Origin of the sequence: Pseudoalteromonas sp. NZS127_1 (assembly GCF_015864295.1) — a bacterium.
In the GTDB taxonomy this organism is placed as follows: Bacteria; Pseudomonadota; Gammaproteobacteria; order Enterobacterales; family Alteromonadaceae; genus Pseudoalteromonas; species Pseudoalteromonas arctica.
Genome location: NZ_JADYXO010000016.1, coordinates 99,892 through 114,460, shown reverse-complemented (window position 1 = coordinate 114,460; position 14,569 = coordinate 99,892). Strand labels below are relative to the sequence as shown.

The 14,569-nt window shown below is 39.2% G+C and carries 12 protein-coding genes and 3 tRNA genes; 4 read left to right on the top strand and 11 right to left on the bottom strand.

What is annotated here, in order from left to right:
- Window position 1: 1 nt before the first annotated feature.
- The 3 genes from I6F50_RS14655 to I6F50_RS14645 all read left to right on the top strand — a co-directional run bounded on the left by I6F50_RS14655 (window position 2) and on the right by I6F50_RS14645 (window position 351).
- Window positions 2–77 (top strand) — tRNA-Val (locus I6F50_RS14655).
- Between the two features lie 61 nt (window positions 78–138).
- A tRNA-Val gene (locus I6F50_RS14650) sits at window positions 139–214 on the top strand.
- 61 nt (window positions 215–275) lie between these two features.
- Window positions 276–351 (top strand) — tRNA-Val (locus tag I6F50_RS14645).
- A gap of 235 nt (window positions 352–586) precedes the next feature.
- Here the strand turns inward: I6F50_RS14645 and I6F50_RS20445 are convergent.
- On the bottom strand, window positions 587–715 hold the full coding sequence (locus tag I6F50_RS20445; RefSeq protein ID WP_269435061.1) for a hypothetical protein: 129 nt from the start codon (window positions 713–715) through the stop codon (window positions 587–589).
- A gap of 271 nt (window positions 716–986) precedes the next feature.
- Here I6F50_RS20445 and I6F50_RS14640 point away from each other — a divergent pair, with 271 nt between their 5' ends.
- Window positions 987–2,633: a tetratricopeptide repeat-containing response regulator gene (locus I6F50_RS14640; RefSeq protein WP_197176565.1), complete on the top strand. Its 1,647-nt coding sequence runs from the start codon at window positions 987–989 to the stop codon at window positions 2,631–2,633.
- A gap of 4 nt (window positions 2,634–2,637) precedes the next feature.
- On the opposite strand, the gene msrB is transcribed toward I6F50_RS14640, so the two are convergent.
- The 10 genes from msrB to I6F50_RS14590 all read right to left on the bottom strand — a co-directional run bounded on the left by msrB (window position 2,638) and on the right by I6F50_RS14590 (window position 14,533).
- The gene (gene msrB / locus I6F50_RS14635; RefSeq protein ID WP_007584021.1) at window positions 2,638–3,078 is read right to left on the bottom strand and encodes a peptide-methionine (R)-S-oxide reductase MsrB; all 441 of its coding nucleotides are present in this window, start codon (window positions 3,076–3,078) and stop codon (window positions 2,638–2,640) included.
- Between the two features lie 147 nt (window positions 3,079–3,225).
- A complete protein-coding gene (locus I6F50_RS14630; protein ID WP_007584019.1) occupies window positions 3,226–3,666 on the bottom strand; it encodes a hypothetical protein in 441 nt (146 codons plus the stop codon).
- A gap of 2 nt (window positions 3,667–3,668) precedes the next feature.
- Window positions 3,669–4,187, bottom strand: a complete 519-nt coding sequence (locus I6F50_RS14625) for a DUF2919 domain-containing protein (protein ID WP_007584017.1) — start codon at window positions 4,185–4,187, stop codon at window positions 3,669–3,671.
- A gap of 10 nt (window positions 4,188–4,197) precedes the next feature.
- Window positions 4,198–6,216 carry an NAD-dependent DNA ligase LigA gene (ligA, locus tag I6F50_RS14620; RefSeq protein WP_165734827.1) on the bottom strand — a complete coding sequence of 673 codons (2,019 nt, stop codon included), beginning with the start codon at window positions 6,214–6,216 and terminating at the stop codon, window positions 4,198–4,200.
- Between the two features lie 80 nt (window positions 6,217–6,296).
- A complete protein-coding gene (zipA, locus tag I6F50_RS14615) occupies window positions 6,297–7,064 on the bottom strand; it encodes a cell division protein ZipA (RefSeq protein ID WP_197176564.1) in 768 nt (255 codons plus the stop codon).
- 74 nt (window positions 7,065–7,138) lie between these two features.
- On the bottom strand, window positions 7,139–10,540 hold the full coding sequence (locus tag I6F50_RS14610; RefSeq protein WP_197176563.1) for a chromosome segregation SMC family protein: 3,402 nt from the start codon (window positions 10,538–10,540) through the stop codon (window positions 7,139–7,141).
- Window positions 10,541–10,608: 68 nt separating this feature from the next.
- Window positions 10,609–11,340 carry an RNA methyltransferase gene (locus I6F50_RS14605; RefSeq protein WP_010555372.1) on the bottom strand — a complete coding sequence of 244 codons (732 nt, stop codon included), beginning with the start codon at window positions 11,338–11,340 and terminating at the stop codon, window positions 10,609–10,611.
- Between the two features lie 76 nt (window positions 11,341–11,416).
- On the bottom strand, window positions 11,417–13,453 hold the full coding sequence (locus I6F50_RS14600; RefSeq protein WP_165740833.1) for an FUSC family protein: 2,037 nt from the start codon (window positions 13,451–13,453) through the stop codon (window positions 11,417–11,419).
- Window positions 13,454–13,463: 10 nt separating this feature from the next.
- A complete protein-coding gene (locus I6F50_RS14595) occupies window positions 13,464–14,324 on the bottom strand; it encodes an HlyD family secretion protein (RefSeq protein WP_007584004.1) in 861 nt (286 codons plus the stop codon).
- A 5-nt stretch (window positions 14,325–14,329) separates the two neighbouring features.
- Window positions 14,330–14,533 (bottom strand): DUF1656 domain-containing protein, encoded by a 204-nt coding sequence (locus tag I6F50_RS14590; protein ID WP_008171772.1) that lies wholly within the window; start codon window positions 14,531–14,533, stop codon window positions 14,330–14,332.
- Window positions 14,534–14,569 lie beyond the last annotated feature (36 nt).

The following is a 14,569-nucleotide window of genomic DNA, read 5'->3' as shown; positions in this document are numbered from 1 at the left end:
TGGGTGATTAGCTCAGTTGGGAGAGCATCGCCCTTACAAGGCGAGGGTCACTGGTTCAAGTCCAGTATCACCCACCAAATTACATCAAGCGGTTTATTGATAATAAAGAATTAAATAACAAGCATACCTATTATATGTGGGTGATTAGCTCAGTTGGGAGAGCATCGCCCTTACAAGGCGAGGGTCACTGGTTCAAGTCCAGTATCACCCACCAAATTACATCAAGCGGTTTATTGATAATAAAGAATTAAATAACAAGCATACCTATTATATGTGGGTGATTAGCTCAGTTGGGAGAGCATCGCCCTTACAAGGCGAGGGTCACTGGTTCAAGTCCAGTATCACCCACCACATATAAATACCATCAGACAACCTCTCTAGTAATAACTCTTTCTTCGCATATTAAATACATTTAAGAACTTCATAAGAACTCAATATATAATACCAATCTGCTTATATATGGGGTCTATTTAACGTTAAGAAAATTACGCTAGAACTAGGCAAAAGTTTTTGTATCTAGTTGTTCTAAATAAAAAATTTTTAACGACGTTATAGTGCAATTTAATTCGTTAAATTGATCAAAGATTTATGCAGGTTGGTATAAGTCGTATGTAATTAAGTCACTGGTATCAAGCCAAGTAATCACCCACCACATATAAATACCATCAGATAACTCTTTAAATGACAACTTCTCTAGTAATAACTTTTTTCCCATATTGAATACGTTTAACTCCTCTTTTTACCTTAAATACATTTCATATTTTTATTAAAATCTAAATTTCCATATCAAAGCACTCATCAAATATAGCGTTATCAATTTTACTTATTTAGTTTTTAATTATGTTATTCGGCTCAGTACCTTCGTAGTTAGATAAACGTATTAGGCAAAGTTAACTACCTAATAAATACAGCTATCATTTAAATTCCCTTGTAAGGAGTTAAACTGTTGATTATAGTCTGTGTTAAATACAATCACGCTTAAGCCAATGCCAACTAAGATCTATTCAAAAGCCAAAATACTTATAGTAGAGGAGCAGCCACTTGCTCAAAGCTATATGAAACAATCGTTAGAAAGGCTTGGCTTTCGGCAGTTGCGCTTTGCTGATCATGCAAATTCTGCAAAAGAGCAGTGTTTAAGTGAAGAATTTGATCTAATCGTTTGCTCATTCAACTTAAATAAACACCAAGATGGCTACCAGCTTTATGAAGAGCTACGTGTAAAGCAACTCATAAAAAGCTCGACTGGCTTTATTTTTATCTCAGCAGAAACAAGTGGCTCACTCGTTCATAGTGTTCTTGAGCTGCAACCTGATGACTTTTTAGTTAAACCTTTTACAGTACAAGAGCTTAAAATACGCATTGAACGAATCCTAAAGCGTAAACACGACTTACAAACAGTGTATTCATTAATTGATGATGGTAACGATTCAAAAGCTATTAAGTTTATTGATACCGCTCTGGATAAAAAAAATAATAATTACAGCCCTATCCTACTTCGCTTAAAAGGTGATGCCTTACTTCGCTTAAAGCGCGCTCAAGATGCGAAAGACTTTTTTAAGTCTGTTCTCGACATTCAAAAATTTGCTTGGGCAAAAGTAGGCTTAGTAGAAGCACTTATAGCGAATAACGAACATATTTTGGCGCAGCGAATGCTCAAAACAATGTTAGAGCGCCAAGAAACTCGTTTAGTAGCCCTTGATTTGTTGGGCAGATTAGAAATAAAGCTAAATCAATTTGAGCTAGCACAAAGCTTTTTAAGCCAAGCTGCAGAAATTGCACCGCGAAATATCACACGCCAAAAATCGCTAAGTAATGTGTCGCTAATTAATCACGACTACGAAAAAAGCTATTTAACTCAAAAAGATATAGCCACCTTTGCAAAACACTCAATACACGACCACCCCGATGTATATTTGAATGCAGCACGTGCAGGTATCGACTTTGCGCTAACGACGGATCAAACCGATCAAATACAGCGAATTTCAAGGCAAACTAATCAGTACATTAATGATTTAAAAAAACAGTTTCCTAATAATGCGAATCAAGCTCAAATTGATGTACTTAATGCACGACTCCATTACTTAAAAGACGAGCATCAAAAAGCGAAAAAGCTAATTGAACAACTTGATGATGACGATACTCATATCCGATCGGTTGATGGCGCACTTGATAAAGCAAAAGCATTTCATGAACTGGGGTTTCATCAAAAGGCGCAAACCTTATTCACACAAATAATTAGCCACTGTGAAAGACATCCCGCAGTTAGCGACACAACTTACTTACGTTATATTCAGCAGCAACAAAGTGAGCGACGCGATATTAAAATGGGTCCAAAAGAGCTTAACAACCATGCCGTTAGTCAATTTAATAAAGGCCAATTAAATACTGCGTTGGAAGCTTTTACACAAGCGTTTAGAGTCATGCCTCGTAATCAAAGTATCGCACTTAATTTATTACAGTGCCTATTTGATTCAACTAAGCAATCTGGCAGCTCATTTAATATGGATCTTGCTAGAAGGTGCTACGCCCTTCTTGATAAAACTAAATTACAAGCAGATCAGACGCAGCGTTTAGATAAGATTTTGCACATAGCAAAAGAAATTAATTTAGATATTCAAAGCGCTAGTAAATAAAATATTAGAGCTTTTTCATTGATGCGGCATTAACGCAATAACGTAAACCCGTTGGTAATGGACCATCTGGAAAAATATGACCTAAGTGCGAATCGCACACGTTACAAACCACCTCTATGCGCTCCATACCATGACTTGTATCGCTTACATAGCCAATCGCTTCAATTGTCGCAGGTTGCGTAAATGACGGCCAACCAGTACCACTATCAAACTTCTCATCAGCATCAAACAATAGATTATCACAACAAATACACACATACTTGCCAGGTTCGAGTAATGTACAACTACCCGAGCTACCTGGGCGCTCTGTTCCCTTTTTACGTGTTACGTAATATTCATCTTCTGATAGTTGCATCCGCCACTGCTCGTCAGTTTTGACTACTTTTTTACTTGGGGTAGGATTGCCATTGGTGGCAAAGTTAATAACATCATTCCACTTCAACATAATAGCCTCATTGAATAGTTGATTAGCTATACTTTATAAAGTCATAAAAAGTACGGCTAATTATTACGTTATTTAATACACTAAAGATCAGCTAAGGAGTGTTGACAGTTTAAGACTAAAACTCGTTCAATCTTAAAGGTAATTTTCTTAGCTAAAGGTAATATTTTGTTTTTCTGAGTCGGTAAGTATTCGTTTAATAAAACTATCTAGCTCTGCTTTTTTTACAGGTAAACTAACACTCATTTGGCGCTCGTTATTACTGTAAATTATTAGCTCATCATCCTTTGTCGTTATACGTTCAATACTCTCAATAACTAACCAATCTGGACCATGCTTTTTATCAAAAAATCCCATCAAACTAAAAAGTAATAAGTGCTGGGCGTCTCGCTGAATAAAATCCTCTAACCTGTTTCTTGATTTAAATAAAGGCGTTAACCTATAAACGCTTGAGCAAAAAACAAATACCCATAACCCAAATAACGCTTTAAACCACATAAACTCTAAAAGCTCAGTGCTAATCATTAAAATAATAAGCACAAAGCCTATTATCGATATAGCTATCGCTATTTTTTTATTTACGGCGTCCACAACTAATCCCTTTTAAGTCGCTTTTTTTCTTCTGATGCCTTTTCTGTCGGCTCAGGCCAATCATTAAAGAAAACAGTTAAATAGCGGCTTTTCACCAAATACCATAATACCCATAAAACAATCATCATTTGTACTGCTAAAAATGATGAAAATCGATAATGGCTATGCGCTGCTTGAACACTTAACCATGTTAAATCAACAACTGCACATAAAATAAGAGGCCAGCGCATATGTCGCCATATTCTTGCTAACCTGTTGCTTGCACTGTGTGAATCTCGTGGTCTGCGTAAACAAAATAAAATAGTCGGTATTATTGCAATACTTCCAATCGTTATTGCGATAAAAAAATCATTTTTATTTTTAAAAAATAACGACATTAAATCTAGTTCAGGCCTGCGGCTTAAAGCCGCAATAACCCAAATAAAATAACTGCGTAATAGCACAAGCACACTTAAATGAAATGCAATAGGCGTACGGTAACTTCCGTACTTATCCCAGTATTCTGGCCCATATCGGCTCATTGTCATTTTCCTAACCGTTATGCTTTATAAGCAACTCAATTAATTCATCTTCAGTTAGTATGTCTATGCCTAGGTCTTGTGCTTTTGTTAGTTTTGAACCTGCTTTTTCACCCGCCACTAACGCATCTGTTTTAGCCGATACGCTACCAGACACCTTGGCACCAAGTTGTTGTAATCGTGCTTTTGCATCATTGCGATTAAGTGTATTAAGCGTACCTGTAAGTACATATGTAAGCCCAGCGAGCGGCTGTTCTTCCTCAGAAGGTGCGCTCAACGCTGGCCAGTTTACACCTTGATCTATCAGCGCATTAACAACTGCTAAATTATGCTCTTCATCAAAAAAGCCACGAACATGAGCAGCGACTATTTCGCCTACATCACTTACTTGCGTTAAACTATCAATGCTGGCATTTATTACATTTTCAAGGGTTAGAAAGTGATTAGCTAAATTTTGTGCTGTCGCCTCCCCGGCTTCTCGAATACCTAATGAATATAAAAACTTAGCAAGCGTAGTGCCTTTAGCCTCTTCAAGTGCTGTTACTAAGTTTTTAGCTGACTTAGGTCCCATACGTTCAAGTGACTCAAAATGCCCCTGTTTTAAAATAAACAAATCAGCAGGCGTTTTTATAAGTTCTCTATCGACTAACTGATCAACAATCTTATCGCCAAGACCATCTATATCCAGCGCTTTGCGCGAAGCAAAGTGCTTAATAGCTTGCTTACGCTGTGCAGGACATACAAGTCCACCCGTACAACGGGCTACAGCTTCGCCTTCAACCTTTTCAACATGAGAATCACAGATTGGGCAAGTCGTCGGGAATTCGATATCTCTGGCATCATCAGGTCTGCGTTCAAGTACAACTTGAGTTATTTGTGGGATTACGTCTCCAGCACGGCGAATAATAACTGTATCGCCTACTTTTACGCCTAAACGTGCAACTTCATCACTGTTATGAAGCGTTGCATTTGATACGGTAACGCCACCCACAAAAACAGGCTTTAAACGTGCAACAGGTGTAATGGCGCCAGTACGACCGACTTGAAAATCAACATCAAGTAGTTGGGTTATTTCCTCTTGCGCCGGAAACTTATACGCAATAGCCCAACGAGGAGCACGTGCCACAAAGCCTAAACGCTCTTGTAAGGTCTTTTTATTTATTTTTATTACTACGCCATCAATTTCATATTTAAGCTCACCACGGCGCGTTAAAATATCGCTGTAGTACTCGAGCGCGGCTTTTGGACCTTCAACTAATTTTGTTTCTGGGCACAAAGGTAGCCCCCAATCAGTCAGCTTTTCTAATTGCTGATAGTGATCCTCAGGAATGCTGCCATCAGCAACAAGCCCGGTGCTGTACGCATAAAACATGAGTGGGCGTTTAGCGGTAATTTTAGAGTCGAGTTGACGCAAACTCCCCGCGGCTGCATTACGCGGGTTAACAAATACTTTTTCACCGCGTTTTTGCGCTTCAGTATTCAATTTATCAAAGCCAGCGCTGTCCATAAATACTTCGCCGCGAACTTCAAGCTCTTTTGGGTAATCACCACGGAGCTTGAGCGGTACATTACGAATGGTTTTAACATTTTGAGTAATGTTTTCACCGGTAAAACCATCACCTCGAGTAGCCGCTTGTACAAGCACACCATCGCGATAAATAATTGATACAGCTAAACCATCAAGTTTTGGTTCACAACAAAAAGTAAGCTCATCAGTACTCATTAAACGCTCTTTTATACGGCGATTAAACGCAGTGAATTCTTCTTCACTAAAGGCATTATCAAGTGAGAGCATGGGTACTTGGTGCGCTACTTGTTCAAATTTACTAAGTGCTGCACCGCCTACTTTTTGTGTAGGTGAGTCGGCGGTTAAAAATTCAGGATGCTCGGTTTCAAGTGCGCTTAGTTCGCGTAATAACCTATCGTATTCAGAATCAGGAATACTGGGGGTGTCGAGCACATAATAATTATAATTGTGTTGCTCTAATGTAGTACGAAGATGATTAACTTGCTCACTAATGCTGCTAGACATTTAAACCTCAATAAACATAAAAAAAGCCACTTTGACGATTCACCGTCCAGTGGCTTATAAAAATATAATGTATGCGTTATTTACGCTGAAAAAGAACGAACCTGCTCAACATATTGTCTTACGCGATCTACGGTCATTTCATTTCGCTCAGCATCTAAAATTTGCGCACCAAATTCATCCGCTAACTTTTTAGCTGCGCTGTGCAACATATTAAATGCAGCTAGACCATCGCCGTCGCACGGTAACGTCATAAATAAGCTTACCCCTGCGGTACTAAACTGTTCCATATTATCAATATCAAACGTACCTGGGTTGTACATATTTACTAATCTAAATAAAACAGGGCCTTGACCAGCCGGATCTAAGTGGCGATTAAAAAAGCCTTCCTCAGAATATTTAAAACCTAAAGTGTTAACTGCTGGCAATAATTTACTGCCCTGCATACTAAGCTCTTCCGGCATTTGAATATGTACAATAACAAAGTCAGACATTTGGGCAGGTGCTTCTTCCGCGCTTTGCTCTTTTGCTTCTAGGTCATCAACTATTTCTAGGTCATCTTCAATCGGCACTTCTGGCACGCTTGTATCCATTTGCGGCTCATTTGCATCAAAGTTAAGCTCGCCAAACTGTGGCTCATCACGTTCGTTTTGCATTGGCTCTTTTGGTTCAGCCTCAGTTCGGAACGGTTTAGATGAAGCTGATGCGCTTTCTTGTAATGGTTCAACCCGCTCGTTATCAGATACTTCTGGGCGGTCTTTTTTTCTCACAGACCACAATCCATGTATTAATAAACCACCAATGACAACTACACTGATAATGATTAAAACCCATCTTAATTGTTCGGCCATCCCCTCACCTTTTATTATTTGATATGCCTAAAACCTGTATATTAATTAAAAAATAATACACTTGTTATAAAAATTTATGCATGTGCAAGTTGCACAGCCTGCTCTATATCTACAGCAACCATACGCGATACGCCAGGTTCTGCCATAGTAACACCTGTTAATCTACCAGCCATTTCCATCGCAATTTTATTATGACTAATATAAATAAACTGCACTGATTGTGACATTTCTTCAACCAAACGGCAAAAACGCACAACGTTGGCATCATCTAATGGTGCATCTACTTCGTCCAGCATACAGAAAGGAGCTGGATTGAGCCTGAATATAGAAAACACTAATGATAATGCGGTCAGCGCTTTTTCTCCACCACTTAACAAATGAATTGTTGAATTTTTCTTACCCGGTGGTCGTGCCATTATACTAACACCACTTTCGAGTAAATCGTCACTGGTTAATTCTAAATACGCACTACCACCCCCAAAAACTTTAGGAAATAGCTCTGCAAAGTCTTCGTTAACTTGATCGAACGTCGCTTTAAAGCGTGTTTTGGTCTCACTATCAATTTTACGAATTGCACCTTCAAGGGTACTTAACGCTTTTGTTAAATCATCTAATTGATTATCAAGATAATCACTACGAGCTTTAGCTAAATCAAACTCTTCTATTGCCGCTAAGTTTACTGCACCTAATTTATCTAACTGATTAGTAAATCCGGTTAACTGATTTTGCGCTGCACTTAAATTCAATGAATCAGGTAATTCATCAAGTATTGCTTTTAAGCTTTGCTTTAGCTCTTCTAATGGTTCGAGCGCAACTTGCGCTTTTATTAGTAAGCTTTGCTCTTCAATTGTTAGCTTTTGATGCTGCTCTTGCAAGCCCACCAGCTCACCTTGTGAGTTTTTAAGACTTGCTTGCTTGGTGTTTAAACTTTCTTTAGCGTGAGATAATTCTTTTTGTAGCACTACCAGTGCCTGCTCGCCTTTTTGATGCTGCGATAAAAACTGCGTTATTTTATCGCTAAGCTCTTGCTCTGGTATAAGCAGCTCTTCTATTTCATTGAGTAGTTCTTGCGCACCTTCAGATGCACTAACGTGCTCCTGCTCTGCATGGCTCAATTTGGTTTGGCTTAACTGCCATTCACTGCGTGCCTTTTGCTCTGAGAGCGTTGCCTTATGCGCTTGCGTTTTATATTGCTCAAGCATGCTTAATGCTTCGCTATAACTTTTATCACTTTGTGAGCGCAGGCTATTTGCAACGTCTACCTCATCCGCTAAGTTAAGTTGCTGCTCATTTAACACTTCCAATTGCTCTGTTTGCTCATCAAGCACGTTATTTAATTGCAAAAGCGCAGTGGTTAATTGCTGTTTTTGTTGCTGTAGCTTTTCTAGTTGCAGCTTAAAGTGCGCTACTTGCTGTTTGAGCATATCGCTGCGTGTACCGGCTACTGCTATATTTTGCGCAAGCTCATGTATGGCTTCTTTTAGCTCGCTTTGCTCATTAATTAACTTTATTTGATCAGCTGTATGTTCATCACGAGTGTGTGTTACTTGTTTTAGCTCATCCTCGGCATTGGTTAACTGCTGAGCTTTATCCTGCAATTGCTTATGCTTTAAAAGTAATGAGTTTTCGGCATTGCGATCAGCACTTACATGCCAGTTACGACCATATAAAGCACCGTTTTTATCCATAACGGCTGTATAAAAAGCATCGTTTAACAGCGTTAGATCACCGCTCTCGCTATAAGCAATACGCGATAAATGATCTGGGTACACGCCGCTTGTTATGAATGCCGCTAAGCTATTTTCAGCAATGTGCTTAGTACTAATTGGCCACACACTATTATCAGCTTGCTGCTCACTTACATTTAAGTGCTCTAGCGATTTAAGTGCTTGCTCTATTAAGGGCTCAAAGCCTTCTTTAACACTTAGCTGATTAAACAAACCATTAGTACTTTCACTTTTTTCATCAAGCCCTAATGTACTTTTAAGCCCCGTTATACTGGCTTTTAACTCATTTATTGTTTGAGTAAGCGTCGAATATTGCTTTTGTGAGTTATTAACACGCTCATTTTGCACTTCAAGCTTAGCACTGCACTGCGTGTGCGCTGTTTGTTTAGCAGCAAGTTCTTGGGTTAATGTTTGTGTTTGCTGTGTTTGCTGCGTTAATTGTTGTTCTACATCGCTACTTTGTAAGTCAGTAAGCTGCGCATTTAACTGATCAATTTGCTCGTTAACGTGGCTTATTTGCTGCTGAGTTTGTTTAATGTGACTGCTATGCAGTTGCGCATTATTATTAAGTTGTTGCTGTTGCTCACACAAAGTTTGCCAGTGTGTATTGTGGCGCTGCTTCAGTGCTAATAATTCCTCAAGCTCATGCGTTAACTTCCTAACTTGCTCTTCGCACATTAACGCGTTTTCACTTGCCTCTTGCAGGGCTTCATTTAGTTCCTCGCACACAATTTGCTGCTGCGTTTTAACTTCAGTGCTATGGGTTTGGCGTTGCTGTAATTTAATTAAATTTTGTTTAAGCGTTTGAGTTTGTTGCTTTACATTTATTTGCTGTTGCTCAGCGCGGGTAAGCTCGGTGTGTATTACATGTTGCTGATGCTGTGCATCGCTTAGTTTATCTTGCTTGGCTTGTACTTGCCCTTCTAAGCTTGCAAGTACATCGTCATGCCCTGAGTTAGCAGTTTTAAAAAAAGAAATTTGATCGTTCAGTTTTTTAATTAGAGTACTTTTTTCAAGTTGTTGCTGATGTAACTTTTGCCATTTTAAAACCGCAATTTGCCCTTTTAGCGTTCGCTCTTGCGCTTTTAACTCTCGGTATTTTTTTGCATCAACCGACTGCACAGCCAATTTATCTAACTGGCTTTGCAGCTCTTTACGCACATCTAACAAACGTTCAAGGTTTTCGCGGGTGCTTTTAATGCGTGTTTGTGTTTCGCGGCGGCGCTCTTTGTATTTAGAAACACCAGCGGCTTCTTCTAAAAATACACGTAATTCTTGTGGTTTACTTTCTATTAAGCGCGAGATCATCCCTTGCTCAATAATCGCGTAACTACGCGGACCAAGACCTGTACCTAAAAATATATCGGTAATATCACGCTTACGGCATTTACTGCCATTTAAAAAGTACAGCGATAGCCCGTCGCGCGTTACTAAGCGTTTAATTGCAATTTGGTTTCTGTCGGCAAATGTATTAGAAGGACTACCTTTATCGTTATCAAAAACAAGCTCTACAGAAGCTTGTGATATGGCTTTACGATTAGTTGAGCCATTAAAAATAACGTCGGTCATGGCATCGCCACGCAGGTTTTTAGCAGAGCTTTCACCTAGCACCCATCGTACTGCATCAATAACGTTAGATTTGCCACAGCCATTAGGGCCTACAACACACGTCATTTGATCAGGAAATGGAATTTTAGTGGGCTCTACAAACGATTTAAAGCCCGCTAATTTAATAGTGCTTAAGCGCATCTTATTGTTATTACCAATTTATTATTGTTATTTGTCATAAACAATTTAACCCATAATTTACTAATAGATTAAGCTTGTCGTTTAAAGTTATCTAAAATAATACCGGTCGCCATTGCAACATTAAGTGACTCTGCTCCACCAAAAGCGGGAATGGTGATTTTATTGGTCACTAACTTTGCACATGTCTCGCGTATACCATGCGACTCACTGCCCATTAGCAAAACGCCTGAGCCCGTAAATTGGGTTTTATGTACACTTTGTCCATCTAAAAAAGCACCGTAAACAGGTAAATTTAAAGACTGTAAGTAATCAGGTAAATCTACTTGGCTTACCGATACCCTTACAAATGAGCCCATTGTGGCGCTAATTGTTTTAGGGTTGTAAGCGTCTGCGCTGTCGGTGCTAGTTACTATATGTTTAATACCGTACCAATCAGCTACTCTAATTATTGTGCCTAAGTTACCAGGGTCTGATACGCCATCAAGCGCGAGTATTAAGCCATTTGCTTGTGGTAAAGCTGCCTTTGGCATATCAACAATAGCAATGGCTGCATTATTGCTAACTAGCGTGCTCGCTTTAGTGAGGGTCTCTTCATCCGCTTCAATAAAATTAGCGTGCTGATACTCACCTTGGTACGCATTTATAAATTCGTTTGTAGCAAAAATATTAACCGCATTTAATGGGCTGTTTAATAACTCAAGTACGTTTTTTTCACCCTGTACAAGGTATTGATTATATTGCTTTCGGTACTTTTTTTGGCCAAGTTGGCGAATAAGTTTGAGTTGGTTTTTTGAAATCATAACAGCCCCATAAAATTATCCACTCAGTATAACAGATTTCGTTATAACATCTGAACTCGAAAAGCAGCGAATAGGGCTAATTTATCTTACTCGCACTTCTTTCAAAGGTCAGATTAATGCGAATAAACATCCCTTTTATTGCCTCTAATTGGTTTGAATCACCAACAGATGCGGCTAATTCGTTATAAAGATTATCAGACGCTTGCTTAAAGTTTTCATCAAACTTACCTTTGGTAGCCAGCATAAATGCATCAGCCAACGTGCGTTGCCACTCATTTAAATATTTTAGCTTTGTGTCACCAGCAAGATTTTCGCAAATTGAGTTTAATCGCACTGAGGCATGTCCTAAGTTTAAACCGGTTAGGGCAAGGTCAGTAATGGCGCGTGAGTGTGAGCCCTGATCGTAATTAGTTAAGCGTATTAACCTATCTGCCATGCGGCGGTTGTACCAAATACTCGGAGTTTGATGGGTATTTATTTCGAGTAAATCTTTATAGGTAGCCTTAAAAACACGATGAACAAGTAACTGAACACTTGGTCCTGTAAATAACTGAAAAATCCAAAATAAAATACTCACGCCAGCAAAAATCGCGATTGCAGAGCTGAGTGTATAATCAATTGAAAAAGCTAGGCTCATATCCGTGCTGGGTCTAACCAAAATAGTAAATGGAATACAAAACCCTAAGCCGTATGGCAGCGTTTGTTGATCAGCGAGTAACAGCAAACCCAAAAAATACGGACCAGCTAATACAAGCAACAATATTTCTAATTGCCCACCACTTTGCGACAGTAAATTTAACGCATAAAAAATAGTTACAAAAGTAGCAACAATTATACCTGCCAATAAACGTTTAATTACAACCTGTAAAATAGCCAAGGGTATTCTCGACAGCATTATCGAAAATATGACCGGTAATATCATAATTAATAATGCAGCTGAAGAACCTGTATTAATCCAAATAAATGCGCCGATAGAAAACACCAAAGCAGTTCTAAATCCAACAATAATGCCAGCTAATGGGTCGCGATATGTAAGCATACTGGGTGCATTTAATAATGTTTTATCGCGTTGTTCTAAAGCTCTGTATGCCCGTAGTAAAATTGTTAAGTCCGCTGCCACTTCTAAGCTCACATTGAGCATGTGAGATTCAAATGGCGAATCACACACCGTATTTGCTCTATAGTCGGTTAGCTCTTTACGCAGCGTTTTAACTTGTTCGGCGCAGTAATCAAAATCGTCAGATTCTTTAATTTGCGCGAATACGTGTTTAAGTTTACTTATTAATTTGTCTAATGTGGGAGTAATAAGGTCTGCGTGGTTTCGTTGCAGGCGACCAATTATTTGAATTGAAGCCAGTAAAGAAAGTACTTTTTGCGACAATTGATTTGCAGCACGTGAGCGCCCTGGACCTTTTGGCCCTTCGTACCTTACTGCGCTGGAGTCTTCGTTTATTGATCCTAATGTTGCCATAATGCCATCTATTTGCTGATGGCGATTTTCGTGCGAGCCTTTAGAATCAAGCTCAGTTACTAAATAATCTAACGTTTGGTTTATAACCGACCGCGCTTGTACTTGCAGTAAGTGTTTAACTTTTACAGGCCAAAACAAATGGCTCACAAGGCCTGCACATATTGAGCCTATTACTATTTCACTCACGCGCGCTTGTGCAATATCAAATATGCTTTGGCTGCTCACCATTGCCGGAGTAACCATGACTAAAAGTACAATAATAGCGGCTGTTACACCTGCCATAGCAAACGCATAAACAAAGTTTGCTTGGCGTACCATTGCCGATAACGCAGAGTTTACCCCCAACCATAATGCCAATGCACCGAGCGCTAAATAAGGGTAGAGAATTAACTGAGTTAAAAGCAATATGCCAAATAAACCACCCACTATGGTGCCTATTATTTGGCAAATTGCTTTTTCAATAACCAATCCGCTTTGCGGGCGTAATTGCAAAAATATAGCCGAGACTAACGCCCAATAAGGTCTTTCAAGATTAAGCCACATAGCAATAGTAAGCGCCATTACCATGGCTATAACGCCCTTAGTCGCAAAAATAATTGCCTGTTTTTTAGGAAAAAACAAATTTTGTAATACAACGCCCACTGTCTTCCCCTTAACGTGTAGCGAGATGTATTGTGGCGGTCATTCCTGCGCTTAACTGTGTATCTTCGGGCAATGAATCTAACTTAATATCAACAGGAATACGTTGCGATAAACGTACCCAATTAAATGTTTGTTGTACTTGTGGTAAAAGCTGCCCGTTACTTTGTGTATTCGTATTTGCAATTGCTTTACCTACACTCACTACATGCCCCGTTAATTGCTTACCACCGCTTAGAAGCGCTATTTTAGCTTTTTGATCAGGATAAATAAGCGGTATTTTACTCTCTTCAAAGTAACCCGTTACGTAAAATGAATCTGACTGCACGATAGCAAACACAGGTGTGCCTTGAGCTACATAGTTACCTTGGCGTAAATTCAGATTAATTATTTGCCCCGATGCAGGCGCAACAATTTTAGTTCTATCAACATTTAATTGCGCAATTGTTTGCTCTGTTTTAGCTAGGTTATAATTTGCCTCAGCAATTTTAGTATTGATACGTGTTGATTCTAGCGTTTCTTCACTTATTGCCTGTTGAGTGTTTAGCTCAACACGTCTTTCGTATTTATGTTTAGCAAGCTCCCATGTATATAGCGTATTTTCTGTATTGGCTTTACTTTTATCAAGCGCTGCTTGGTAACGCTTTTGATCAACATTAAAAAGTACTTCGCCTTTTTGTACGTTTTGACCATCTTTAATGTTTAAAGCAGTCACCCAACCCGACACGTCTGGAGCAACTGTAACTATGTCTGCTCGAATGCGACCGTCGCGCGTCCAAGGAGTATGCATGTAGTCAGTCCATACCCAACGCCCAGCAAAAACCGCAGCTATAACAACCAAGATAGTAAAAGTAATACGCAGATATTTAATCATTCAATTTATCTTCCACTTAGTAAATAGACGGCCAGTGCCAAGTAACAAACAAATAGTGACACTTCAAACCAAGCCACTTTCCAAATACGGTCATGCCAATCTAGTCGATGCAAAGCAAAACGAGTCAGCGCTGTTAAAATAAACGCAATTGGGAAGTAAACAATCAGCGGGCTAAACTCTAATCCCCCTAACACGACTGCTTGAAACATAATAAATATCCTAATGTTATTTAAAGCGGTGATAAA